This is a genomic window from Bordetella genomosp. 13 (assembly GCF_007679965.1).
Lineage (GTDB): Bacteria > Pseudomonadota > Gammaproteobacteria > Burkholderiales > Burkholderiaceae_B > Bordetella.
Map to the genome: position 1 here is coordinate 147,926 of NZ_VEHL01000010.1, position 26,947 is coordinate 174,872.

The 26,947-nt window shown below is 70.4% G+C and carries 15 protein-coding genes; 10 read left to right on the top strand and 5 right to left on the bottom strand.

What is annotated here, in order from left to right; translation table 11 throughout:
* Nucleotides 1-2 precede the first annotated feature (2 nt).
* Nucleotides 3-1,277, bottom strand: coding sequence for a glycosyltransferase family 4 protein (locus tag FS845_RS22275; protein WP_144639459.1), 1,275 nt, complete (start codon nt 1,275-1,277; stop codon nt 3-5).
* A 239-nt stretch (nt 1,278-1,516) separates the two neighbouring features.
* Nucleotides 1,517-4,228 (bottom strand): ATP-binding cassette domain-containing protein, encoded by a 2,712-nt coding sequence (locus FS845_RS22280; protein ID WP_144639461.1) that lies wholly within the window; start codon nt 4,226-4,228, stop codon nt 1,517-1,519.
* Between the two features lie 127 nt (nt 4,229-4,355).
* Here FS845_RS22280 and FS845_RS22285 point away from each other — a divergent pair, with 127 nt between their 5' ends.
* Entirely contained in the window at nt 4,356-4,949 is a 594-nt protein-coding gene (locus tag FS845_RS22285; protein WP_144639463.1) for a diguanylate cyclase, read from the top strand.
* A gap of 92 nt (nt 4,950-5,041) precedes the next feature.
* Here the strand turns inward: FS845_RS22285 and FS845_RS22290 are convergent, their stop codons facing one another.
* A complete protein-coding gene (locus tag FS845_RS22290; protein ID WP_144639465.1) occupies nt 5,042-5,572 on the bottom strand; it encodes a hypothetical protein in 531 nt (176 codons plus the stop codon).
* Nucleotides 5,573-6,174: 602 nt separating this feature from the next.
* On the opposite strand from FS845_RS22290, the gene glgA reads away from it, so the two are divergent.
* From glgA to treY, 8 genes are all read left to right on the top strand, one after another.
* Nucleotides 6,175-7,725: a glycogen synthase GlgA gene (glgA, locus tag FS845_RS22295; RefSeq protein ID WP_144639467.1), complete on the top strand. Its 1,551-nt coding sequence runs from the start codon at nt 6,175-6,177 to the stop codon at nt 7,723-7,725.
* A 14-nt stretch (nt 7,726-7,739) separates the two neighbouring features.
* The gene (locus FS845_RS22300; protein WP_144639469.1) at nt 7,740-11,051 is read left to right on the top strand and encodes an alpha-1,4-glucan--maltose-1-phosphate maltosyltransferase; all 3,312 of its coding nucleotides are present in this window, start codon (nt 7,740-7,742) and stop codon (nt 11,049-11,051) included.
* A gap of 20 nt (nt 11,052-11,071) precedes the next feature.
* A complete protein-coding gene (gene treS, locus FS845_RS22305; RefSeq protein ID WP_144639471.1) occupies nt 11,072-14,413 on the top strand; it encodes a maltose alpha-D-glucosyltransferase in 3,342 nt (1,113 codons plus the stop codon).
* A 22-nt stretch (nt 14,414-14,435) separates the two neighbouring features.
* Entirely contained in the window at nt 14,436-16,682 is a 2,247-nt protein-coding gene (gene glgB, locus FS845_RS22310) for a 1,4-alpha-glucan branching protein GlgB (protein ID WP_260986403.1), read from the top strand.
* Between the two features lie 5 nt (nt 16,683-16,687).
* A complete protein-coding gene (gene glgX, locus FS845_RS22315; protein ID WP_144639473.1) occupies nt 16,688-18,790 on the top strand; it encodes a glycogen debranching protein GlgX in 2,103 nt (700 codons plus the stop codon).
* Between the two features lie 38 nt (nt 18,791-18,828).
* Complete coding sequence (treZ, locus tag FS845_RS22320; protein ID WP_144639475.1) at nt 18,829-20,646, top strand: malto-oligosyltrehalose trehalohydrolase; 1,818 nt, start codon at nt 18,829-18,831, stop codon at nt 20,644-20,646.
* Entirely contained in the window at nt 20,639-22,795 is a 2,157-nt protein-coding gene (gene malQ, locus FS845_RS22325; protein WP_144639477.1) for a 4-alpha-glucanotransferase, read from the top strand. Before treZ ends, malQ begins: the two co-directional genes overlap by 8 nt.
* An 81-nt stretch (nt 22,796-22,876) precedes the next feature.
* Complete coding sequence (gene treY, locus FS845_RS22330) at nt 22,877-25,606, top strand: malto-oligosyltrehalose synthase (RefSeq protein ID WP_144639479.1); 2,730 nt, start codon at nt 22,877-22,879, stop codon at nt 25,604-25,606.
* 113 nt (nt 25,607-25,719) lie between these two features.
* Here the strand turns inward: treY and FS845_RS22335 are convergent, their stop codons facing one another.
* Nucleotides 25,720-25,965, bottom strand: a complete 246-nt coding sequence (locus tag FS845_RS22335) for a hypothetical protein (RefSeq protein WP_186332385.1) — start codon at nt 25,963-25,965, stop codon at nt 25,720-25,722.
* Between the two features lie 193 nt (nt 25,966-26,158).
* Here FS845_RS22335 and FS845_RS22340 point away from each other — a divergent pair, with 193 nt between their 5' ends.
* Complete coding sequence (locus FS845_RS22340; RefSeq protein WP_144639483.1) at nt 26,159-26,338, top strand: hypothetical protein; 180 nt, start codon at nt 26,159-26,161, stop codon at nt 26,336-26,338.
* A 129-nt stretch (nt 26,339-26,467) separates the two neighbouring features.
* On the opposite strand, the gene FS845_RS22345 is transcribed toward FS845_RS22340, so the two are convergent.
* Nucleotides 26,468-26,770 carry a hypothetical protein gene (locus FS845_RS22345; RefSeq protein WP_260986404.1) on the bottom strand — a complete coding sequence of 101 codons (303 nt, stop codon included), beginning with the start codon at nt 26,768-26,770 and terminating at the stop codon, nt 26,468-26,470.
* Nucleotides 26,771-26,947 lie beyond the last annotated feature (177 nt).

The window sequence follows — 26,947 nt, forward strand, 5'->3', positions numbered from 1 at the left end:
TGTCAGTGGGTATGAGCGGTTGCATAGACGGCCGGCGCCGCGGCGGTGCCGCGGCCGACCTGGCGATAGACGCCCAGCAGCGCGTGCGCGACGCGCTGCCAGGTATAGAGACGATGGGCGCGGCGCTGCCCGGCCGCGCCCATGCGCCGGCACAGGTTCCTGTCGCGCGCCAGCGCGGCAAGCCGCACCGCCAGCACCTCGGGATCGCGCGGAGGCACCAGGAAGCCCGTCTGTCCGTGCACGACGGTGCTGCGGATGCCGCCCGTGTCGGAACCCACCACTGGGCGGCCGCAGGCCATGGCCTCCACCGGCGTGATGCCGAAGGGCTCGTACCACGGCGTGGTCACGAACACGTCGCTGGCGCAGTAATACTGGCGCAGCGCCATGCGGTCGCGCCGGCCCGTGAACTCGACCCACGGCAGCACGTCCGCCTCGCGCGCGATGGCGCGCAGGCGGGCCAGCTCCGGCGTGCTCTTCTCGCAGGGTTCGACGCTGTTGCCACCCACCACGCACAGCCGCGCGTCGATGCCGTGATGGCCGCGCAGCATGCCCAGCGCGCGGATCACGTTGTCGACGCCCTTGCGCGGCACCATGCGGCCCAGTTGCAGCACGTGGAAGGTGTCGTCGCGCCAGCCGAGCGCCGCGCGCGCGTGGCGCGGCTCGATCGGCTGCATCTCCTGCGGATCGAAGCCACACGGCACGATCGAGATGCGGCGCGGGTCGGCGCCGTACAACTCCATCAGGTCCTTGCGGTCCTGCGGGCACTCGGCAATGATGCGGTCGGCATGGCGCACCACTTCGTCCTCGATCTCGAAGCGCAGGTCCGAGAAGCCGTCGCTGTCGCCCTGATGCTGGCGACGCACGCGGCCCAACGCATGAAAAGTCACCACCAGCGCAACGCCGTGGCGCCGCGATGCCTGCAGCGAGGCCAGCGCCGACATGAAGAAGTTCGCATGGATGACGTCGTAGGAAACGTCCATGCGCGCGATGCGCTCGGACAGGTAATCGCCGAAGGCGTCCATGTAGGGCAGCATGTCTTCCTTGGCCAGGAAGCGCGGCGGGCCGGCCGGCACGTGGATCACACGAACGCCGGGCTGCCACTGCACGGTCTCGAGCGCGAACGGATCGTCGCGTCTGGTGTAAACGTCCACTTCGCAACCCGCGGCCGCCAGCTCCAGCGCAACGCGCGCCACGTATACGTTCTGCCCGCCGCAGTCGATGCTGCCAGGTTCCGCCAGCGGCGAGGCGTGCTCGCTGACAATCGCGATTCTCTTCATTGGGATCTCCGAGGATATGAAGGCAGACCCCAATGCCGAACGCCGTTTCTATTCGTATTGTTGGCGCGATACGGAAGGATGTCTGTGCTTTGCTTGCCTGGATCGAGAAGCGCAAGCGGTATACCCATGCGGGGAGAATCGAAACATCCATTGCCGCGTGCAACCGTTGCGCGGCGCTTCTTACATGCATCGGTAAAGCGTGCAGGTAGAACGTACGAAATGCGCGGGCACGCGCGGCCCTATGCGGCGGGCGACGCCGGCTCGACTGCTTGCCGCGCCATCGCGTGCACCGTAGCCGCGAGTTCGCGCGGATCCGCAGGCTTGGCCAGATGCGCCTGGAAGCCCGCCAGCAAGGCGCGCAGCCGGTCGTCCGCATGGGCGTAGCCGGACAGGGCAATGGCGGGCAACCGCTGCGACAACGGCACGCCGCGTTCGGCTTCCAGCGCGCGCACGGCGCGCACCAGCGCGTAGCCGTCCATCTCGCCCAGCGAGATGTCGCTGATCAGCACCGCGGGCCATGCGCCGGCGGCGCGCTGGCGCAGCGCATCGAGGGCCGAGGGTCCATCGGCGTGCGTCACGACGTCCGCGCCGTATTCGTGCAGCAGCTCCGCCACGATCTCGCGCGCGTCCTCCTGGTCGTCGACCAGCATCACGTCCACGCCGCGCAGATCCGCGACGTCATCGGCGCTGGCGGCGCGGACGTTGTCCACCGCGCGCAGCGCGAAAGCCATCGTGCTGACGACTTCGCCCGAGGCTTCGTGGCGGCGCTCGTAGCGCGCGTCCAGCCGCTGCGCCTCGGCCGCGACCTGCGCGGGGTCCAGCGCCGCGGCCTCGCGCAGCACCGCAGGCATGTCCGGCTGGTCATCGAGCTGCGCATGCGCCACGGCTGTCTCGATCGCGGGCCGGCCGTCCGTCACCGTCAGGCGCGCATCCGGGCCGTCGCGATGCAGGCGCAACGCGATCCTGCCTCCCGGCGGGGTCACCGCCACGGCCTGCGCGCACAGGTTCCACACCAGTTGCTGCAAGGCGCTGGGGTCGCTGGTGATGCGCGCGGAATCCGGTTCGAGGGCCGTGTATACGTTCACGCCCTTGGCGTCGCTCAGTTCGCGCACCGAGTCCAGCACGCCGGCCACCAGCGCCGCCAGGTTCACCGGCTGGCGGCTGAGCGCCGATCCTGCCTGCTCCAGTTCCTGCTGCTGGCGCTGCAAGGCCCACATCTGCGCATACATGCCCTCGGCCTGCAGCAGTTCGCGATGCGTGCCCTGCTCCACGATGCGGCCGTGGTCCAGCACCAATATGCGGTCGGCATCGACGATGGTGGACAGCCGGTGCGCGATGATCAGCGTGGTGCGGCCTTGCGCGATGCGGTCCAGCTCGGCCTGGATGGCGCGCTCGGTGCGTGTGTCCAGCGCCGAGGTGGCCTCGTCGAACACCATGATGGGCGGGTTCTTCAGCAGCGCGCGGGCGATGGAGATGCGCTGGCGCTCGCCGCCCGACAGCTTCACGCCCCGCTCGCCCACGGGCGTGTCGTAGCCGGCCGGCAGGCTGGCGATGAAGTCGTGCACGCGCGCGCCGCGCGCGGCCTCCTGGACCGCCGGCAGGTCGGCGTCGGGCCGGCTGTAGGCGATGTTGTAGGCGATGCTGTCGTTGAACAGCAGCGTGTCCTGTGGCACGATGCCCAGCGCGCGCCGCAGGCTGGCGCGGTCCAGCCCGCGCAGGTCCTGCCCGTCGATCCGCACGCTGCCCTCGTCGGGGTCGTAGAACCGGAACAGCAGCCGCGCAAGCGTCGACTTGCCCGAGCCGCTGCCGCCCACGATGGCCACGGTGGCGCCGGCCGGCACCGTGAAGCTCACGTCCCACAGGATGTTGCGGCCCGCCTCGTAGCCGAAGCTGACCTGCTCGAAGGCGATCTCGCCGCCGTCCACGCGCAGCGCGGGCAGGCGCTCGCCCTCTCCGGTCTCGGGCGGCTGCAGCAGCAGTTCGCAGACGCGCTCGGCATTGATCAGCGCTTCCTTGGCCTGCCGGAAGATCAGCCCCAGCGTATTGAGCGGCAGGCAAATCTGGATGATGTAGGCATTGACCAGCACCAGGTCGCCGACCGTCATCGCCTTGCCCGCCACCTGCTGTCCGGCCAGCAGCATCACCAGGCCCACCCCGGCCGCGATGATGGCGCTCTGCCCGATGTGCAGGCGCGACAGCGAACGCTGGTTCAGCACGCCCACGCCGATCCAGTCCTGCAGCACGCGGTTCAGGCGGCCGGATTCGATGGACTCGTTGGCGTTGAGCTTGACCGCCTCGTAGTTCAACAGGCTGTCGACGATGCGGCCGCTGGCGCGCGAATCCAGGTCGTTCAGCTCGCGCTGCAGGATCGCGCGCCGCTCGGTCAGCATGTAGGTATAGGTGAAGTACGCCGTGAACGTGACGGCCACGATCAGCGCGAACCACAGGCTGTAGCCCAGCACCAGGATGATCACCACCGACACGATCTCGACCAGCGTGGGCAGCAGCGTGAACAGCGCCGTGCCCAGCAAATAGCCCACGCCGGCGGTGCCGCGTTCCATGTCGCGCGCCAGCACGCCGGTCTGGCGCGAAGCGTGGAAGCGCGCGCCCAGACGCTGCATGTGCTCGAACATGCGCACGGTGAAGTCGGCCACCGTGGCCTGGGCCACGCGCACGAAGACCAGGTCGCGCAATTCGGTGAAGAGGCTGCCGGCGAAGCGCAGCGTGGTGTAGCCCAGCAGCAGGAAGACCGGCACGGCGAGCACGGCGTCCGGCTGGCTGAGCGCGTCGACGATGCCCTTGAGCACCGCCGGCACCGTCACCATCAGCAGCTTGGCGGCCACCAGCAGCGCCATGGCCACCGCCGTGGCGCCGCGGTTGCGCCACAGCGCCAGGCCAATGGTGCGGAATACTTCACGGCGCGCGTGCCGCGCGCTGGACGATGCTGCCATGGTCACCTCCGGAAACGAGCCGCGAAGGCGCGCAAACGACGTGCCTCGGGTCACACGTCGGCAGGAATACGGTTTGCGCGCAGGATTTCCTACTGCCCTCTCAGTCCAGCCTCTCGCGGGAGCATCCATGGAAGACATCGCCGTCGGTATCCTGCTGTACTTCATCGTGCCGCTATGGCTGCTGGCCGGCGTGGCCGACTGGTTCTGCCACCGGGCCACGGACATCGCCCGCACCGCGGGCCCCGCGGAGTCTGTGCTGCACCTGCTGCAGTTCACCGAAATCGGCGTGGCGCTGCTGGCCTGCCTGCTGCTCGAGATCAACGCGCTGGTGTTCGCCGTGATGCTGACGTGCTTCGTGCTGCACGAGGCCACCGCGCTGCTGGACGTCTGGTATGCGGGCAAGCGCCGCTACATCGGCGCATTCGAACAGCACGTCCACAGTTTCCTGGAGCTGCTGCCCTTGACGGCCGGCATCCTGGTGGCGCTGCTGCACTGGGAAGCCTTTCTATCGCTGTTCGGCCTGTCGGACATGCCGGCGGACTGGCGCATCATGGCCAAGCGCGATCCGGTGCCCCTGGCGTACGTGATCGCCCTGCTGGCCGCCGCCACCCTGCTGGAGGGGCTGCCTTATCTGGAAGAGCTGTGGCGCGGGCTCCGCGCGCGTCGGACGGGGGGGCGGCGGACGACCGGACGGGCCGAACTGGCGGGAAAAGTGGATTGAGGCCGGTTCGGCGTCCCCCGTACGGGCCGTGGGGTAAATGATCGCCGCAGGTCCGGCCCGCCGCTGGAAGGAGCGGGCCGGCGCCGATGCGTTCACCCGGCCTGCCGTAGCCGGTAATCCTTCAGCACCGCCTTGAAGGCATGCGCCACCGCGCCGGCGAAGGCTTCGTCATACCAGGGCTGCGCGCCGCTGACGCCGACGATGATGCCCTCGTGCCAGACGCTGCCCCACAGGGCCGTGTCTTCGGGCCGCAGCAGATGCGCCACGGTGGTGCACACCGCGTGGCTGTCCTGCCCGGTACGCCAGCTGAGCGCCGCCTTGCCCCGCGCGAACGCGGCGTAGTCGGCATCCCATTTTGCGCGGTCGCCCACGCTCTCTTCGTACAGCACCGCTTCCTCGAACGTGGCGTTGGACGGCGTCTTCAGCGGATGCATCACCACCACGTGCAGGCAGTGGCTTTCGCCGATCCGGTCGTCCGTAACCGCCGCGCGCAACATGGGCATGACCAGCTCCACCGCCCGCACGGCGGCGGCGCGGTGATATGCGGCGGCACCCTCCTCGACCGCGTCGAGGTGGGTATCGTCGCGGGCGGGGAATTGCAGACGCTCGTGCGGTCTGAACATCGGAGGCTCCTGTGGGGCCGCCGGCAGGCAGCCGGCAGCTTGGGTGGCCCGGTTTCGCAAGCGGCATGCCCGTGGTGCACCGCCACAGCCTACATCTGGTTTCGCCTGTAAGAAACGCACTTGGTCCGAGTGTCAAAAATACAAGCTCGCGCCGGCAGTCCTGCGCCCTCCCTTTCGGCCGCCAGCTCGATGGCGCACGTTTTGTTCTGTTTCGACGGTGCGCATATGAAACGCACGGCCCGGCAGCCCGCCGTCCCGTGGCCGGAAAAAGCGCGCGAATGCGGCAGTGCCGCAATTTCTTCAAGGTGGTCCAACCGGCGGGCAGGAGGACGGACCGGATCGCGAAACACGAGCCTGCCAAATCACTGGATAAAAGAACAGTGTAAATTCCAAATATCCATATTTTCGTCAAAGGCGATTCGTAAACATCAGTTGTTTTGCCGAAATTGATACGTCCATATCGTTGACACCGCAAATCCCCGGCGTGCCATCCATCCGCTTCGCTTTTCCCATTACCCAGGCACACCACTTGCTCTAAGTCGCCACCGGCTCACTTCGCCTCGCCCTTTTTCGAGGCACCCCACTATCCAAGGAAGACACGCATGGTGACGCTTAATACGCTGATGGTGGCCTCGGAGGCCTATCCCCTGGCCAAATCCGGCGGCCTCGGTGATGCGGTCACGGGCATGACTTGCGCGCTGCGCGACGCAGGCTCATCGGTGGAACTGCTGCTGCCCGCCTACCGCGGCGTACTGGACAATCTGCGCGAGACGCATCCGCCCGAGCGCCTGTCCGGCCTGCCCGGCGGAGAAGCGACCCTCTACCGCGGCTATTGCCGCGACACCGGCATGGCGGTGCACGCCCTGCGCAACGACGCGCTGTACGACCGCGCCGGCCTCTACGTCGACGAAAATGGCAAAGACCATCCCGACAACGCGCTGCGCTATGCCGCCCTGGCCCACGCCGCCGTGCGCCTGTGCCTCGGCCTGCCCGGCCGCCGCCGTCCCGACGTGGTGCACGCTCACGACTGGCATGCCGGGCTGGCGCCGCTGCTGATCCGCGCCGTGGGCCTGCGCTACGTGAAGACGGTTTTCACCATCCACAACCTGGCCTTCCAGGGCCTGTTCAACCTTGATCAGGCCCACGACCTGGGCGTGCCGGCAGATTTCTGCGGTCCGGACGGCCTGGAGTTCTGGGGCAAGATGAGCTTCATGAAGGCGGGCATCCGCTACGCCGACCGCGTCACCACGGTCAGCCATACCTATGCCCGCGAGATTCTCACGCCGGAATTCGGCTGCGGCCTGGACGAGCTGCTGCGCGCCCGCAGCGCCGAGCTGCTGCCCGTGCCGAACGGCATCGACGACATGCTGTGGAACCCCGCGGAAGACCCCGCGCTGGGCCGCAGCCGCTACAGCGTGGACAACCTGCGCAACAAGCGCCGCTGCAAGGCCGCATTGCGCCTGGCCTTCGGCCTGAGCGACGAAAGCGACGGCCCGCTGATCGCCATGGGCAGCCGGCTGACGCACCAGAAGATGGCCGACGTGGTCGTACAGATACTGCCGCAGGTACTCAAGGCACATCCCACGCTGCAGGTGATCATCCTGGGCCAGGGCGATCCGGTGCTGGAACGCCAGCTGCTGGAAGTGGAAGCCCAGTTCCCCGAGCGCTGCGCCGTGCGGGTGGGCTACGACGAGCATACCGCGCATCGCCTGCACGCCGGCGCCGACATCCTGCTGCACGGCAGCCGCTTCGAGCCCTTCGGCCTGACGCCGCTGTACGCCATGCGCTACGGCACGATCCCGATCGGTTCGCGCGTGGGCGGCATGGCCGACACGATCCGCGATCCGGCGGACGGCGAGCATCGCGCCAACGGCATCCTGTTCGACGGCGACACGCCGCAAGCCATGAGCGACGCCATCGACCGCGCGGTCAAGCTGTACGGCCAGCCCGCGCTGTGGCGCGGCATGCAGGCCAACGGCATGACGGCCGACTTCAGCTGGCGCAAGCCGGTGCAGCAGTACGCCGACCTGTACGCCCGTTTGGCCGCGTGGCCCGCCGCCCGCGTGCCGGCCTCGCGCCTGCGCCAGCAGGCCCCCGCCATGCCGCAACCGACGCCCGATCTCAGCCCCGCGCCGCTGCAGGCCGCGGCGTGACCAAGGATGCCTAGATGACCGCTGCGCAGCAAGCTCAACCTGCTCGCCCGTCGTACGCCGCGCCTGGAGCGTGGCGTATTTGCTATGTCCACGCCGCCGAGGTGGGCGCCCCGTCCGACGAAGCGGCCTGGGATGCCTTGTGCCGCCGCGCGCGCGAGGCCGGCTTCGACATGCTGATGTGCGCGCCGCTGTGGCGGCTGTCCGATTCGGCGCGGATGAACGCGGCCCGGCCCGGCGGCCCCCGCTCCTTCGTGCCGCAGGATGCCGACCAGTGCGATCCCGCCCTCCAGGCAGGGCTGTCGATGGAAGCCGCCCTGCGCATGCTGGTGGACGTGGCCGCGCGCCACGGCCTGGACCTGGCATTGGACCTGCTGGTCGACCGGGTAGCCGCCGACGGCGCGCCCGGCACGCTGGAGCCGTCCTGGTTCCGCACGCAGGCCAACGACACCGACCGCGACCCGCGCCAGCCGGCCGCCGACTGGGAAACGCTGCAGTTGCGCGAAGGTCCGCCGCCGGCGGCGTTCCTGCAACGCTGGCAGGCCCGCCTGGCGGGCTGGATGCGCTGCGGCGTGAAGGGCTTTCGCTGCCTGGATCCGCACCGACTGGGCGGCGAGGGCTGGCGCCAGTTGCTGGCCCCGCTGCGCGAAGATTTTTCCGACGCGCGCTTCTTCGCCTGGACGCCCGGCCTGAATCCCTGGCAGGTGCAGGATCTGCGCCAGGCCGGATTCGACGCGGTGTACTCGTCGCTGCCCTGGTGGAACCTGCGCGCACCCTGGCTGGCGCAGGAAGACCAGCGGCTGCGCGCGGTGGCGCCCGTCATCGCCATGCCCGAGCCCCCTTTCGAGGCCGCCGACCCGCAGCGCTTCGAGCGCGCCATGTGGACCGCGGCGCTCACCGGCGACGGCGTCATGGTCATGCCGCGCAGCGATGCCCAGTGGGACGCCGCCGGCCAGGCGGTACGCTGGCGAGCGGAAACCCCGCTGCGCGGCACGCCGCGCCTGGCCGTCGGCGACCGCGGTTATTGCACGCTGCTGCTGCGCGACGGCGTGCGGCCCAGCACCGCGACGGAAGGCACCGCGCATGCCCTGCTGCTGAATCCCGACGACGTGCAGCCCGCGCGCGCCGACTGGAGCGGCGTGGCAAGCCTGCTGCCCACGGCGCTGCTGCAGGGCCTGCGGGACCCCGACGCCGCGCTGTTGCCGCCCGGCGGCTTCCGGCTGGACAGCACCGAGGGCCTGTCGCAGCCGCAGGCGGCGCACACCCGCCCCGCCACGGGCCGGCCCGATCCCCGCCAGGCGCCGCGCATCGCCGTGGAGCAGGTCAGCCCGGTGATCGACAACGGCAGCCTGAGCCCCAAGTGCGTGGTCGGCGAGACCGTGCGCGTGCAGGCCGACATCTTCATGGATGGCCACGACGTGCTGGCCGCCGAGGTGCGCTGGCGCGCCACCGACGAGACCCATTGGCACGTCGCGCCCATGCGCCACGTCGACAACGACCGCTGGCAGGCCGAACTGCGCGCCTACCGCAACGGACCGCACGAGTTCCGCATCGCTGCGTGGCTGGACGAATGGGAAACCTATCGTACCGAGCTGCGCAAGAAGCACGCGGCCGGCCTGCGCCTGGAGGTTGAACTGCGCGAAGGCACGATCAAGCTTCGCGAGGCGCTGCTGGGCAGCCGCCAGAACGATGCCGCGGCGCGCGCGCGCGTGGACGTCGCGCTGGCGGCGCTGGCCGAGGCCGCCCGCACGGCGACCGATGCCGCCGCGAAGGGCGGCGCCGTCCGCGACGAGCCCATCGTGGCGCTGTCCGACGAAACTCAGGACACCATGGTCGCCATCCTGCTGGACCGCGACCTGGCGCAAGCGATGGAACTGGTGGCGCCACGCCCCTTCCTGTACGAAAGCCCCGATCCCTATCCGCTGTGGGTGGACCGCCGCACCGCCGCGTTCTCCAGTTGGTACGAGCTGTTCCCGCGTTCTCAAGCCGCCGAGCCGGGCCGCCACGGCACCTTCGACGACGTGCAGCGCCGCCTGCCCGACGTGCGGGCCATGGGCTTCGACGTGCTCTACTTCCCGCCCATCCATCCGATTGGCCGGGCGCATCGCAAGGGCCCCAACAACACATTGAAGGCCGGCGAGAACGACCCGGGCAGCCCCTACGCCATCGGCTCGCCCGACGGCGGGCACGACGCCGTGCACCCCGAGCTGGGCTCGCTCGACGACTTCCTGCGCCTGGTGCAGGCCGCGCGCGAGCACGGCATGGAGCTGGCCCTGGATTTCGCCATCCAGTGCTCGCCCGACCATCCCTGGCTCGCCCAGCGCCCCGAGTGGTTCACGCGCCGCGCCGACGGCACCATCCGCTACGCAGAGAACCCACCCAAGAAGTACGAGGACATCGTCAACGTCAGCTTCTACCGCAACACCGCCAAGCGCGCGCGCGTGCTGCCGCTGTGGCGCGCGCTGCGCGACGTGGTGCTGTTCTGGGTCGAGCACGGCGTGCGCATTTTCCGCGTGGACAATCCGCACACCAAGCCGCTGCCCTTCTGGGAGTGGATGATCTCGGACATCCACATGCGCCATCCCGACGTGATCTTCCTGTCGGAAGCCTTCACGCGGCCCAAGATGATGTACCGGCTGGCCAAGATCGGCTTCACGCAGTCGTACACGTACTTCACGTGGCGCAACGACAAGGACGAGATCGCGGCCTACCTGGAAGAGCTGGCGGGCGAGCCGGTGGCCGACTTCTTCCGCGCCAACTTCTTCGTTAACACGCCCGACATCAATCCGTACTACCTGCAATGCGGCGCGCGCTCGGCCTTCCTGGCGCGCGCGGCGCTGGCGGCGCTGGGCGCGGGATCATGGGGCCTGTACAGCGGCTTCGAACTCTGCGAATGGCAGCCCGTGCCCGGCAAAGAGGAATACCTCGATTCGGAGAAATACGAACTGCGCCAGCGCGACTGGGACGCGCCGGGCAACATCAAGGCCGAGATCGCCCAGCTGAACGCGATCCGCCATGCCAATCCCGCGCTGTGGTCGCAACGCGGCTACCGCACGGTGGCCAACGGCAATCCGCAAGTGCTGAGCTTCATGAAGGCCACGGACGACGGCGGCAGCACGCTGCTGGCCGCCATCAACCTGGATCCGTACAACGCCCAGTACACGTCGCTGGAAGTGCCGTATGACGCGCCCGTGCGCAGCGGCCGCGCCACCTTGCAGGCGGAAGACCTGCTCGATGGCGGCAGCGCCGTCTGGCACGACGGCCGGGTGGACGTCGCGCTGCATCCCGGCCGGCCTTATCGCGTATGGCGCCTGACCGCGCCCGATTGACTTCCAGGGAGACTGCCCGCATGACCACTCGCAAGACCTCCCCCGCCACGCCCGCCGCGCCGGCTGCCGAGCACGTCTCCGACGAGCTCTGGTACAAGGACGCCATCATCTACCAGTTGCACGTGAAGTCGTTCTTCGACGCCGACAACAACGGCGTCGGCGACTTCGCGGGCCTGATCGACAAGCTCGACTACATCGCCGAACTGGGCGTGACCGCCGTCTGGCTGCTGCCGTTCTATCCCTCGCCGCGCCGCGACGACGGCTACGACATCGCCGAGTACCGCGGGGTGCACGACGACTACGGCTCGATGTCCGACGTGCGCCGCTTCATCCGCGCCGCGCACGCGCGCGGCCTGCGCGTGATCACCGAGCTGGTGGTCAACCACACGTCGGACCAGCATCCGTGGTTCCAGCGCGCGCGCACCGCCAAGCCGGGCTCGGCGGCGCGCAAGTTCTACGTGTGGTCGGACGACGACAAGGCCTATGCCGGCACGCGCATCATCTTCCTGGACACCGAGAAGTCGAACTGGACCTGGGACCCGGTGGCGGGCGCCTATTACTGGCACCGCTTCTACTCGCACCAGCCCGACCTGAACTACGACAACCCGCAGGTGCTGAAGGAAGTGCTGTCGGTTATGCGCTTCTGGCTGGACATGGGCGTGGACGGCCTGCGGTTGGACGCGGTGCCCTACCTGGTCGAACGCGAAGGCACCAACAACGAGAACCTGCCCGAGACGCACGCCGTGCTCAAGCAGATCCGTTCCGTCATCCAGGCCGAGTATCCCGGCCGCATGCTGCTGGCCGAGGCCAACCAGTGGCCGGAAGACGCCAAGGAATACTTCGGCGACGGCGACGAGTGCCACATGTCGTTCCACTTCCCGCTGATGCCGCGCATGTACATGGCCATCGCGCAGGAAGACCGCTTTCCCATCACCGACATCATCCGCCAGACGCCGGACATTCCGGCGAACTGCCAGTGGGCCATCTTCCTGCGCAACCACGACGAGCTGACGCTCGAGATGGTGACCAGCGAAGAACGCGACTATCTCTGGAACGTCTACGCCGCCGACAGTCGTGCCCGCATCAACCTGGGCATCCGTCGCCGGCTGGCGCCGCTGCTGGAACGCGACCGGCGCCGCGTCGAGCTGATGAACAGCCTGCTGCTGTCGATGCCCGGCACGCCGGTGCTGTACTACGGCGACGAACTGGGCATGGGCGACAACATCCACCTGGGCGACCGCGACGGCGTGCGCACCCCCATGCAATGGTCGTCCGACCGCAACGGCGGCTTCTCGCGCGCCGACCCGGAACGCCTCGTGCTGCCGCCGCTGATGGGACCGCTGTACGGCTACGAGTCGGTCAACGTCGAGGCCCAGCAGCGCGACCCGCATTCGCTCCTGAACTGGACGCGCCGCATGCTGGCCACGCGGCGCCAGACCCACGCCTTCGGGCGCGGCGCGCTGCGCTTCATCTATCCCGGCAACCGCAAGATCCTCGCGTACCTGCGCACCTGGGAGGACACGTCCATCCTGTGCGTGGCCAACCTGTCGAACGCCGCGCAGCCGCTGGAGCTGAAGCTGGACGACTACGTCGGCCGCACGCCCGTTGAGATGCTGGGCAACACGCCCTTCCCGGAAGTGACCGACCAGCCGTACCGGATGACACTGCCCCCCTACGGCTTCTACTGGATGGACCTGCGCCAGGACGTGTCGCCGCCCTCGTGGCAGACGCTGCCGCCCGGCCAGGCGCCCGTCGAGTACCCCACGCTGGTGCTGCGCGGCAAGGGCCTGGCCTTCACCGAGCCCTCGCGCCGCGTGCTGGAGACCGAGATTCTGCCCGCCTACGTGGCGCGCCAGCGCTGGTCCGGCGTGCAGGCCGCCGATGCGCCCGTGCGCGTGCTGCACGCGCAATCGCTATCGGCCGATACCGACCTGTACCTGGCCGAGATCGAACGCGAAGGCGGCAAGCGCTATCTGCTGCCGCTGGCCGTGTACTGGACGGCCGACCAGACGCCGCAGCAGCCGCTGGCCAAGGTGCGGCGCGTGGCGCAGATGGGCACGCTGTGCGACGCGATGTACGAGCCCGCCTTCGTGCGCCGGCTGGTATCGCTGCTGGCCGCGGGCCAGGTCATGCCGCTGGACGGCACCGAGGGTGCGCTGGAATTCCTGCCCGAGGCCGGCCTGCAGGTGGCCGATGACGCCGAACTGAGCTGGATCACCGCCGAGCAGTCCAACAGCTCGGTGGTCATCGGCGGCGAGGCCGTGCTGAAGCTGCTGCGCACCGTGCAGAACGCCGATTCGCCCGAGGCCGAGATGACGCGTCACCTGACGCGCAGCGGCTACGCCAATACGCCGGCGTTGCTGGGCGAGGTGCGCCGCACGGGCGCCGGCAGCGCGCCGCAGTCCGTCGCGCTGCTGACGCAGTACGTCACCAACCAGGGCGACGCCTGGCGCTGGAGCCTGGACTTCCTGAAGCGCGCGCTGGACACCGCCACGCTGTCGGGCGCGGATGCCGACGAGTTCGAGCAGAGCCTGAGCGGCTACGCGACGATGGCATGCACCATCGGCAAGCGCCTGGGCGAGCTGCATGCCGTGCTGGCGCGGCCCGACGCGCCCGACGCGTTCCGTCCGGCCAAGGCCAGCGCGGCCAACGCCCGACGCGCCGGCGAAGAGGCCATCGCCGAGCTGGACCGCGCGCTCAAGGCGCTGAAGCAGGCGCAGGATGTGCTGGAACCCGCCTCGCGCGCCAGCGTGCAGTGGCTGTTCGAGCATCGCGACCGCATCGCCGCCATGCTGCAGCGGCTGGCCGAGGCCGAGATCGGCCTGCCGCGCCTGCGCATCCATGGCGACTTCCACCTGGGCCAGGTGCTGATCGCGCAGACCGACGCCTACCTGATCGACTTCGAGGGCGAACCGGCCGCGGCCGCCGATGAACGGCACGCCCGCGGCACGCCGTACCGCGACGTGGCCGGCATGCTGCGCTCGTTCGACTACGCGGCGGCCACGCTGTCGCGCGCCGATCCGCTGGGGGGCTCCACCACCGATTTCGCGGCCGGCGCCACCGACCCCGAGGGCCACGCCAAGGCGTCGCACGAGCGCCGCGAGGCCTTGCTGGAACGCTTCCGCCAGACCGCGGGCCACGCCTTCCTGGGCGGCTACCGCGACGCGGCCAGCTTCCTGCAGGCGCCCGAGGGCGTCGAACGCGACCTGCTGCGCCTGACGCAGATCCAGAAGGCTGCGTACGAGGTCCGCTACGAGGTCCTGCACCGGCCGACCTGGATATCCATTCCGCTGTGCGCGCTGGCCGAGCTGTGCCGCTCCGCCTTGCTCGACGCAGCCATCGACGAGGAACGTCAACCATGAGCAGTATCGAGGTATCTCAATCATGATCCGCATGCCTGCCCACGAGTCCGAGGATGCCGGCGCCTCGCCGGCCGGACGTCCTCCGCAAGGCCAGGCGCCCGGACTGCCGCAGTCCGAGGTGCAAGCCCTGCAATCAGGCACCCACGACAACCCCTTTTCCGTCCTGGGCCCGCACCAGGTCGACGGGCAGGGCATCCTGCGCGTGCTGGCGCCCGGCGCCAGCGCCGTGCACGCCGTCCTGGCAGACGGCTCCGAGATCGCCCTGGCCCGCCAGGCCGACTGCCTGTACGCCGCGCGCATCGACGCGGTGCGCCCGGGCGAGCCGCGCGCCTATCAATTGCGCGTGAGCCACGGCGGGCATGACGAGACCCGGCACGACCCGTATGCGTTCGGCCCCTCCATCGCCGATCACGATCTGCAACTGTTGTCCGGCGGCTCGTGGCTGCACCTGGCCGACGCCCTGGGCGCGCATCCCATGCGCCTGGACGACGTGGACGGCGTGCGCTTTTCGGTGTGGGCGCCCAATGCGCGGCGCGTGGCCGTGGTGGGCGACTTCAACGGCTGGGACGGGCGCCGCCACGGCATGCGCCGGCGCCACCAGGCGGGCGTCTGGGAGATCTTCATCCCCGGCGTGGCCGCGGGCGAGCGCTACAAGTTCGCCGTTCTCGGCGCCGACGGCAGCCAGCACATGAAGGCCGACCCGATGGCGCGCGCCGCCGAGGTGTCGCCCGCCACCGCGTCCGTCGTGGCCAGTGACGAGCCCTTCCCCTGGACCGACGACGACTGGATGCGCACCCGCGCGGCGCGCCAGGCGCCCGATGCGCCCATGTCGGTGTACGAACTGCACGTGGGCTCGTGGGTGGACGAGCCCGGCGAGGGCAGCCTGTGGGTGCGGCTGGCCGCCAAGCTGCCCGGCTATGCCCGCGCCATGGGCTTCACGCACATCGAGATGCTGCCGGTCGCCGAGCACCCCTTCGGCGGCTCCTGGGGCTACCAGCCCCTCGGCCTGTTCGCGCCCACTGCCCGCTACGGCACGCCCGCCGAGTTCGCCCAGTTCGTCGACCGCTGCCACGAGGCCGGCCTGGGCGTGATCCTGGACTGGGTGCCCGCCCATTTTCCCAACGACGTGCATGGCCTGGTGCAGTTCGACGGCACGGCGCTGTACGAACACGCCGACCCGCGCGAGGGCTACCACCCCGACTGGCACACCATGGTCTACAACTATGGCCGCAACGAGGTGAAGGCCTTCCTGGTGGCCAGCGCGCTGGAATGGCTGCGCCGCTACCACGTGGACGGCCTGCGCGTGGACGCGGTGGCCTCGATGCTCTATCGCGACTACAGCCGCAAGGCCGGCGAATGGGTGCCCAACCAATACGGCGGCCGCGAGAACCTCGAGGCCGTGGCCTTCCTGCGCGACCTGAACCTGGCGGTGAAGCGCGAATGCCCGGGCGCCGTGACCATCGCCGAGGAGTCCACCGCCTGGCCGGGCGTGACCGCGTCCGTCGCCGACGGCGGCCTGGGTTTCGACTACAAGTGGAACATGGGCTGGATGCACGACACGCTGCGCTTCATGGCGCACGATCCCATCCACCGCAGCCATCACCACAACGACATGACGTTCGGGATGATCTACGCGTTCTCCGAGCGCTTCATCCTGCCGCTGTCGCACGACGAGGTGGTGCACGGCAAAGGCTCGCTGCTGCGCAAGATGCCGGGCGACGAGGCCGGCCGGCTGGCCAACCTTCGCGCCTACTACGGTTTCATGTGGGCGCACCCCGGCAAGAAGCTGCTGTTCATGGGCGGCGAACTGGGCCAGGACACCGAGTGGAACCACGACGCATTCGTCGCCTGGCACCTGCTGGACCGCCCGGGCCATCGCGGCCTGCAGCGCGTGGTGGCCGACCTGAACCACCTCTACCGCGACCTGCCCGAACTGCACAAGCGCGACGCCGACCCCGCGGGCTTTGCCTGGATGGTCGGCGACGACAACGCCAACAGCGTGCTGGCCTTCGTGCGCACCGACGGCGACCGGCACGTGCTGGCCGTCAGCAACTTCACGCCCGTGGCGCGCCACGATTACCGCGTGGGCGTGCCGCGCGCCGGCGCCTGGACCGAACGTTTCAACAGCGACGCCGAACCGTACGGCGGCGGCGGCCAGGGCAACGGCGGCCGCGTGCACACCGACGACGTGCGGGCCCACGGCCAGGCGCAATCGCTTTCCCTCACCCTTCCCCCCATGTCCACCCTGCTGCTGCGCCACGAAGGATAAGAAGCATGCCCTCCCCCGTAAAAATGACGGCCGGCCGGCCGTATCCCCTGGGCGCCAGCAGCGACGGCCTGGGCGTGAACTTCGCCGTGTTCTCGGCCAACGCCACGCGGCTGCAGCTCTGCATCTTCGACGCCTCGGGCCGCAAGGAACTGCAGCGCCTGGATTTCCCGGAATGCACCGACGAGATCTGGCACGGCTACCTGCCCGGCGCGCGGCCCGGCCTGGTGTACGGCCTGCGCGCCTACGGTCCGTATGAACCCGACGCGGGCCATCGCTTCAATCCGCACAAGCTGCTGCTGGACCCCTACGCCCGCCAGCTGAAGGGCGCGCTGCGCTGGAACGACGCGCTGTTCGGCTACCGCATGGGGCATCCGCGCGCCGACCTGGCGATGGACCGCCGCGACAGCGCCGCGGCCATGCCCAAGGCCGTGGTGGTCGACGAGGGCTTCAACTGGGGCCGCTCGTCGCCTCCGGGCACGCCGTGGGAAAACACGGTCATCTACGAGATGCACGTGCGCGGCACCTCGATGCAGCGCGAAGACCTGGAGCAGCCGCTGCGCGGCACGGCCGAAGCGCTGTCCGACCCGTGGTTCATCGAGCACCTGCAGCGCATCGGCGTCACCGCCGTCGAGCTGATGCCCACGCATGCATACCTGCAGGACCGCTTCCTGGTCGAGCGCAATCTCAGCAACTACTGGGGCTACAGCACGCTGTGCTTCTTCGCGCCCGAACCGCGCTACGCGCCGGGCGGCGGCGACGACCTGCGCCGCGCCATCCGCCGCCTGCACGCGGCCGGCCTCGAGGTCATCATGGACGTGGTCTACAACCACACCTGCGAAGGCAACGAACTGGGCCCGACGCTGTCCTGGCGCGGCCTGGACAACGCCAGCTACTACCGGCTGATTCCCGGCGAAGAGCGCTACTTCATCAACGACACCGGCTGCGGCAACACCGTCAACCTGTCGCATCCGCGCGTGCTGCAGATGGTGATGGACTCGCTGCGCTACTGGGCGCAGTCCTATCAGGTCGACGGCTTCCGCTTCGACCTGGGCACCACGCTGGGCCGCGAAGGCACCGGCTTCGATCCCGGCTCGGGCTTTTTCGATGCCATCCTGCAGGACCCCACGCTGGCGCGGCTGAAGCTGATTTCCGAACCGTGGGACATCGGCCCGGACGGCTACCAGCTGGGCTGCCATCCGCCCGGCTTCGCCGAGTGGAACGACCGCTACCGCGACGGCGTGCGGCGCTTCTGGCGCGGGGACGAAGGCATGCGCGGCGAACTGGCCGGGCGGCTGACCGCCTCGGCCGACCTGTTCGACAAGCGCCATCGCCGCCCGTGGGCCAGCATCAACTTCGTGGCCTCGCACGACGGCTATACGCTGCACGACATCACCGCCTACGAGCAGCGCCACAACGAGGCCAACGGCGAAGAGAACCGCGACGGCCATGGCGAGAACTACAGCCGCAACTGGGGCGCCGAGGGCCCGACGGAAGACCAGGGCATCCTGGACCTGCGCGCCCGTGCGCAGCGCTCCATGCTGGCCACCCTGTTCTTCTCCAGCGGCACGCCGATGCTGCTGGCGGGCGACGAGTTCGGCAACAGCCAGGGCGGCAACAACAACGCGTACTGCCAGGACAGCCCCATCGGCTGGCTGGACTGGAAGCAGGCGGAATCCGATGAAGGCCAGGCGCTGACGGCCTTCGTGGCCGCCGCCACCCGGCTGCGCCGCGAGCATCCCAGCCTGCGCGTGTGCCGCTATGGCGCGGGGCCCGCGGGCGGCCTGGCCACCTGGGCCTGGTTCGACGCGGAAGGCCGTCCGATGGAAAGCGAGTCCTGGGCGCAAGGCCACGTGCGCACGCTGGCGCTGCGCCGCGCCGCCCCCGCCGAGCAGCGCGGGGATCGCGTCGACGTGACCCTGCTGCTGATGAACGCGGGCGACGAGGACGCGACCTTCACCCTGCCCGAGCCGGCGCTCCAGTGGACGCTGCAGCTGGACACCCGCGGCAACGCGGAACCGGCGCGCGAATGGAAGGAGCCCACCTACACGCTGGCCGGCCACACCCTGGCGCTGCTGTCGGCCACGACCACCCCGGAACACGAATCGTGAGGACCGGCTTTCGCAGCGGCGTCCTCGAAGGATCAGCCATGACTCAACCCGCTTCGCTGTTGACCACGCCCAGCTGCCTCGGCGCACAGCGCGTGGGCGCCTGGGTTCTGCCCGACGGGCAGACCCGCTTCCGCATCTGGGCGCCCTCCGCCCCGCCCGGCTTCGCGCTGGAGATCGACGGCATGGATCCCGTGCCGATGAAGCCGGGCGCCGACGGCTATGCCCAGGCCACCGTGCGCTGCGCCCCCGGCGCGCGCTACCGCTACCGCCTGGACGACGGCCTGGCCGTGCCCGATCCCGCCTCGCACCTGCAGGACGGCGACGTGCACGACTACAGCATCGTGCTGGCGGGCGGCGGCTATCCCTGGCGCCATCCCGACTGGCTGGGGCGGCCGTGGGAAGAATCGGTGATCTACGAGGCGCACGTTGGCCTGGCGGGCGGCTTTCTCGGACTGGCCGAACGCCTGCCCGAGCTGGCCGAGATGGGGTTCACCACGATCGAGCTGATGCCCATCGCCGACTTTCCCGGCGCGCGCAACTGGGGCTACGACGGCGTGCTGCCCTATGCGCCCGACCGCGCCTACGGCACGCCCGAGGACCTGAAGTACCTGGTGGACACCGCCCACGGCCTGAACCTGAGCGTGCTGCTGGACGTGGTCTACAACCACTTCGGACCGGACGGCAACTACCTGTCGCGCTACGCGCCCGAGTTCTTCCGCGACGACCTGAACACGCCGTGGGGCGCGGCCATCGACTTCCGCCGCCCGCAGGTGCGCCGCTTCTTCCAGGACAATGCGCTGTACTGGCTGACCGAGTTCCGCTTCGACGGGCTGCGGCTGGATGCCGTGCACGCCATCGAGGACGAGGGTTGGCTGCCAGAGCTGGCGCGCAACATCCGGCGCGTGGTGCCGCCCCCGCGGCACGTGCACCTGGTGCTGGAAAACGACGACAACTGCGCCGAGCTGCTGCGCGCGGGTTATGACGCGCAGTGGAACGACGACGCGCATCACGTGCTGCACCACCTGCTGACCGGCGAGCGCCACGGCTACTACGAAGACTACGCCGACGCGCCCGCCTGCAAGCTGGCGCGCAGCCTGGGCAGCGGCTTCGTCTACCAGGGCGAGACACCGCCCACGCGCGGCAAGCCGCGCGGCCAGGACAGCAGCGACCTGCCGCCCACGGCCTTCGTCAACTTCCTGCAGAACCATGATCAGATCGGCAACCGTGGCTGGGGCGAGCGCCTGACGGCGCTGGACAGCGTCGATCCGACCGCGCTGCGCGCCGCCATCGCCGCGCTGCTGCTGGCGCCGCAGATTCCGATGGTGTTCATGGGCGAGGAATGCGGCGCGCGCGCGCCCTTCCTGTACTTCACCAGCCATGGCGACCCGGAGCTGGCGCGCGCGGTGCGCGACGGCCGGCGCGCCGAGTTTCCCGCGTTCGCCGGCAGCGACAGCAATCCCGTGCCCGATCCGAACGAGCCGTCCACCTATGAAGACAGCCGGCCCTGGCCCGAAGCCGGCGACCCGGACGCCGCCGCCTGGCGCGAGTACTACCGCTCGCTGCTGCAGGTGCGCGCGCGGCTGATCGCGCCGCGCCTCTTGGGCGCGCGCACGCAAGGCGCGGCCGAACTGGGCCCGTGCGCCGTGCGCGCCGCCTGGCGCATGAGCGACGCCGCCATGCTGACGCTCTACCTGAACCTGCAGCCGCGCGACGCCCAGCAGTTGCCCGCCGCGCAGCGGCCCTCGTCCGGCGCCACGCTGGTGTTCGAAAGCACCGCCGGCGCCGCGCGGACCCTGGCCGAGGGCGAACTGCCGCCCGCGACCTGCGTGTGGATGATCGAGGAAGGCGATGACTGACGCGCCCCGCGCCGGCCAGGCGCTTTCCCGGCTGGCCGATCTGGCCGGCATCCAGGAACACTGGACCGATGCCAACGGCAACCGCCAGCGCGTGTCGCCGGACACCCTGCGTGTGATGCTGGGCGCGCTGGACCTGCCGGCGGACAGCCCCGGGCAGCTGCGCGACAGCACCGAACGCCTGGAGAAGCAGGCCTCGCGGCCCGGAGCCGCCGACCCGGCCGTTGCCGGCCAGCCGTGGCTGGACTGCCTGCACAGCGGCGCGGCCGAGGGCACGCTGCTGATCTGCGAGGCCGGCGGCACGGTGCGCGTGGCCGCGGGCGGCCCCCTGCCGTACCGCATCGATTGCGAGGACGGCACCGTGCAGCAGGGCCGCCTGGACGGCCCGCCCGACCAGTGGCGCCTCACCGCGCCGGGCAAGCCCGGCTATCACCGCCTGCTGGTGGGCCAGCATTGCGCCACGCTGGCGGTGTGTCCGCCCGCCTGCCCCGGTGTGCGGGACCTCGTGCCGAAGCGCCCCCACCGCGCCTGGGGCATGGCCGTGCAGATCGGCAGCCTGCGCCAGCGCCAGGGCGCCTGCCCTACGGCGGGCCATGGCGACTTCGGCGCGCTGGCGGCGCTGGCGCGCACGGCGGGCAGACTGGGCGCGGACGCGTTGGCCATGAGCCCCGCGCACGCCATGTTCAGCGCCCTGCCCGAGCGCTACAGCCCCTACTCCCCCTCCAGCCGCCTGTTCCTCAACGTGGCGTACGCCGCGCCGGGCGCGGTGCTGGGGCCCGATGCCCTGCGCGCGGCCATGCATGACCTGGCCGCGCAGGCGGCGCGCCTCGAAGAGGCCGACCTGGTCGACTGGCCGAAGGCCGCCGCGCTGCGGCTGCGCGTGCTGCGCCGCCTGCACGAGCAGTTCCGCACGGCGACGCGCACGCTGCAGTCGCGCTATGCCGCATGGCGCCAGGCTGCGGGCCCGGCCTTGCTGGCGCACGCCGTGTTCGAGGCCATGCAGGCCGAGGCCGTCGCGCGCGACCAGCCGACCTGGCCGCTGCCGCCCTACCCCGGCGCCGAGGGCATCCGCGCCTATGCCGAGGCCCATGCGCGCGAAGTGGATTTCCACCTCTTCGCCCAATGGCTGGCCGACGACAGCCTGCGCCAGGCGCAGGACGCCGCGCGCCAGAGCGGCATGGGCATCGGGTTGATCGCCGACATGGCGGTAGGCTCGGCTACCGACGGCAGCCAGGTGTGGGCCGATCCCGACGCCTACCTGGCCGGCATGACGGTGGGCGCGCCGCCCGACATCTACAACCCCAAGGGCCAGTCCTGGGGCGTGACCTCCTTCGCGCCGCACATGCTGCGCGCCACTGGCTACCGTGCCTTCCTGGATACGCTGCGCGCCGGCCTGCGCCATGCCGGCGGCGTGCGCATCGACCATATCCTGGGCCTGTCGCGCCTGTGGGCCGTGCCGCCCGAGGCTGACCCCGCCGACGGGGCGTACCTGCGCTATCCGCTGGACGACCTGCTGCGCCTGACCGCGCTGGAGGCGCATCGCCACCGCGCGCTCATCGTAGGCGAGAACCTGGGCACCGTGCCGGAAGGCCTGAACGACAAGCTCGAACAGCGCGGCCTGCTGGGCACCGAAGTGCTGTGGTTCCAGCGCGGCGCCGCCTCCGGCCGCCAACGCGGCAAGCCCGCCGTGTTCCTGCCGCCGGGCCGCTGGTCCGCGCATTCGCTGGCCATGCCCACCACGCACGACCTGCCCACGCTGCACGGCTGGTGGAACGAACGCGACATCGACTGGCGCGTGCGCCTGCACGGCGTGCCGGACGACGAGGCGGCAGCCGCGCGCCGCGAGCGCGCCGACGACCGCGCGGTGCTGTGGCAGGCGCTGCAGGAAGCCGGCGCGGCCCCGTCGGGCAACGCGCCCGCGCAGGCCCCGGTGGCCGAGATGCTGCGCTTCGTGGCGCAGTCGCCCGGCGCGCTGATGCTGGCGCCGCTGGAAGACGTGTATGCCCTGGACGAACAGCCCAACGTGCCGGGAACCATCGACGAGCATCCGAACTGGCGCCGCCGCCTGCCCGAAGAGCCGGCCCGCCTGGCCGAGCATCCCGGCGCCATGAAGCGCGTGCAGGCCATACGGCAGGGCCGAGAGCGCGCATGAGCCTGAAGCACGCCGGTACGTCCATGACCCTGCCGGCGCAACAGACCGCACCCGATACACCCCTTTCTGGAACCTCGCATCATGAGCCGCCCCCATCGCGACGGCGCCCCGCGCGCCACCGTGCGACTGCAACTGCATAAAGACTTCACCCTGGACGACGCGCGCGAGCAGGTCGATTACTACGCCGGCCTGGGTATCAGCCACTTCTACCTGTCCCCCGTCACGCGGGCGCGGCCCGGCTCCACCCACGGCTACGACGTGGTGGACCACGGTCAGGTCAATCCGGAACTGGGCGGCGAACCGGCGCTGCGCGCCCTGGCGGATGCGCTGCACGCGCGCGGCATGGGCATCCTGCTGGACATCGTGCCCAACCACATGGCCACCCATTGGGACAACGCCTGGTGGCGCGACGTGCTGGCGCACGGCCGGCACAGCGCCTACGCCGACTGGTTCGACATCGACTGGCACGACCCCGATCCCTGGCTCACGGGCCGCCTGCTGGCGCCCACGCTGGGCCGGCCTTACCTGTCCGCGCTGCAGAACGGCGACATCCGCCTGGCCTGGGACGAGGCCACGCAAGGCTACGTCGTGGACGCCGGCGGCCGCTACCCCGTGGCGCCGGGCACGCTGGACGCGCGCGGCGGCAGGGAAGCGGTGCTGGCCGCGCACGACCCCGACACCGACGCGGGCCGCGCCGCGCTGCACGCGCTGCTGGACCGCCAGCACTATCGCCTGGCGTGGTGGCCCACCGCGGCCGACCAGATCAACTGGCGCCGCTTCTTCGAGATCAGCGACCTGGCCGGCGTGCGGGTCGACCGGCCCGAAGTGCATGCCGCCGTGCATGCCCTGGTGCTGCGCCTGTATGCCGAAGGTGTGATCGACGGCGTGCGCATCGACCATATCGACGGCCTGGCCCAGCCGGCCATGTACTGCCGCCGCCTGCGGGCCGACCTGCGCCGCGCAGGCCAGCAAGGCGGCCGGACGCAGCCCGAGCCGTATGTCGTGGTGGAGAAGATCCTGGCGGAGGACGAGGCGCTGCCCGTCGGCTGGCAGACCGACGGCACCACCGGCTACGACTTCATGGAAGACATCAACGCCGCGCTGCACGACGCCGCCGGCACGACGGTGCTGGAACAGGGCTGGCAGGCCTTCAGCGGCGACGTGCGCACGCCCGCCGAGCAGCTGGAGGCCGCGCGCCGCCTGATGCTGGCGCGCCACTTCTCGGCCGAGAACGCCGCGCTGGTGCGGGTGCTTGCACGCCTCGCCCGGCTGGACCCGTCCACCTGCGACTGTCCGCCCCAGGCGATCTCGCGCGCGCTGGTGCCGTGGCTGGTGGCCTTTCCGGTGTATCGCACCTATGGCGAGGGCGGCAGCGCCACGCGCGCCGACCTGGCCTATTGCCAGGTGGCCTCGCAACGCGCGCGGCAGATCATGGAAGAGACGCGGCAGGAGCCGGACGAGGCGGCCGACCGCATCGCCGAGCGCCTGCTGGGCTGGCTGGCGCTGCCCCCCGGCCAGGACGACACGCCCGAATCCGCGCGCCTGCGCCGCCGCGCGCAGAACCGCCTGCGCCACCTGACGCCCCCGCTGGCGGCCAAGGCGCTGGAGGACACCTATTTCTACCGGCGCGGCACGCTGCTGTCGCGCAACGAGGTGGGCGCCTCGCCGTACGTGGCCGCGCTCGACGCGCAGCAGTTGCACGAGCGGCTGATCCGCCGCGCGCAGGCCCATCCGCAGGCGCTGCTGGCCACGGCCACCCACGACCACAAGCGCGGCGAGGACGTGCGCACGCGCCTGGCCGTACTGACCGAGATGCCGCAGCAGTGGCTGGAATTCGCGGGCTCGTGGGTTGCGCGCGCGGGCGTACTGGACGGCGGCGCGCAAGAGGCCGGCCGTCCCGTGCCGCAGCCGGCCGACCTGTACATGCTGCTGCAGACGCTGGTGGGCGCATGGCCCGCCGGGCTGGAAGCCACCGACGTGCAAGGCGTGAACGACTTCTGCGAACGCGTGCGCCAATGGCAGACCAAGGCCCTGCGCGAAGCCAAGCTGGGCAGCAACTGGTATGCCCCGGACGAGGCCTATGAAGCGGCCTGCGGCGCCGTGCTGGACGCGCTGATCCAAGCCACCGGCGATGCGCACGCGCCCTCGCGGCCCCTGCTGGCGGGCGTCGCGCAATGGGCCCGGCGCCTCACCCGGCCGGGCATGCTGAACGGCCTGGTGCAGGCCACGGTGCGGTTGACCGCGCCCGGGGTGCCGGACCTGTACCAGGGCGCGGACCGCTGGGACTTCAGCCTGGTGGACCCGGACAATCGCCGACCGGTGGACTACGCCGCTCGGCAGAGCGCGTTGGCGCAAAGCGATACGCGGACGCTGGACCTGGCGGACGCCACCATCTGGCAGGACGGCCGCGTCAAGCAGGCACTGGTGCACCGGCTGCTGGCCCTGCGCGCGGAACGCGCGGAACTTCGGCGCGGCACTTACCAGCCACTGGCCGTCGAGGGCGTGCGCGCCGAACACGTGATCGCCTATGCTCGCCGCGGCGCACGGGGCCTCACGCTGGTGATCGCGGCCCGGGCGTGCGCCGCGCGCATGAGCGGCGCGACACAGGCGGACGGCGCCACCGGCGGCGAGGCAAGGGCCGCCGGCCAGGCGTGGTGGCAGGACACGCGCATCGTGCTGCCGGCCAGCCTGGCGGCCGGCGCGCTGCAGGATGCCTTGGGCGGCAAGGCGCTGCCCGTGCCGTCAGCCCGGTCCCTGCCTGTAGATATGCTGCTGGAGGATTGGCCAGTCGCGGTGCTGATCTCGCGCTAGGGGGACAGCAGGTCGGGTATCCGCGGATGCCCGTGTTTGCCTGCCTGCGCGACCGCGCCGCGACGTCGAAGAAAATCAAAAGCCAGGCCAATGGCCTGGCCTTTGCGTGCCCGCTACAGCGCGTGGGCCCTGCCGCGCACGAGCCGCATGCGGTATAGCCCCGAACCCCTACGGCCCTGGTGATGATTGCCGCTGCCCGGCTGCCCTTCGCGGCCGTGCCCGTGCTTGGGCGATCCCGGCGCGCCATCGGGCGGCGGCAGATCGATGTCGGGATTGTCGGTGTCGGGCTCCACGGGCAGATCGCCGGGAGGAGGATCGGGCATCTCGGGGTCGGGCTTGGGCGGAACGTGATTACGCATGTGCTTGTACATTGTTCACCTCGTGATCGAACCGAAGTACGAAGTAGAAGGCTGCGCGCTCGATTCCACGTGGCGCGCCGGCGAACACAATCTGTCGCAAGTGGCGTGCCTGCGCCACACCTGCTTACCGGCATGACACTTGCGCCACGCCAAGGGCCGGCCAGCCGGCCCGGTGCATACGCAAGGAGAGATCATGAAACAAACCACTCCCAGCAAGCAGGCCAACCGCAGCGACGACCTCGCGCGCCACGACCAGGCCAGCCATCAGGACGCCCAGAACCGTTCGAAAAAGGACGGCCACGCCACCAACCTGGGCACGGGGCAGGACCAACAGAGTTCGCGCAATCGCGGCCAGGGCGCCCGCCGCGCCTGAGCGCTCGTTGCAGAAGCAGCGGCCGCGCCATGCCTGGCGCGGCCGCTGCATTGTCGGCGCAGTGCCATGTGTCTTGAATTGGCGCGTGGGCGCGGCGCGGCACCCGCCTGCCCGTGCCTGGACAAGGCCCTAGAGCAGATGGGAACGCGCGTTCTTGGCGCGCGGCTGCGGCGCCGAACCGTCGGCCCAGTTCGATTCCGTCTGGTTGTCCGCTCGCGCCCGACCCTGCGCGGCCGCCTCGTCTTCCTGCGCGGTTTCCGCGGGTCGCGGCTGGTTGGGCACATTCACCAGGCTTTCCGGCGGCAGCAGCTTGCCTTGGTTGGGCGCCAGGTTCTGGTCGTCCTTGTCCAGACGCGCCGACGCGGCGTCGTCATGGGTCGGCGTGGCCGTGCTGTCCTTGGCCGTGCTGTCCTTGGAAGTCGGTTTGGTCATGGCGGCATCCTCCTGGAAAAACGCCCCGCGGAACGTCCGGGGACTCCGTCCCTGCCCCGCATGCCGCATACCCGCGGGCCCGCCACTTGCTGCATGACGTATCGCGGCAGGCGCCTCGCGCGTCTGCCCGACCGCCGCCCTGCAACGGCTGCTCACGCCCTGTTGCCGGAATTTTCT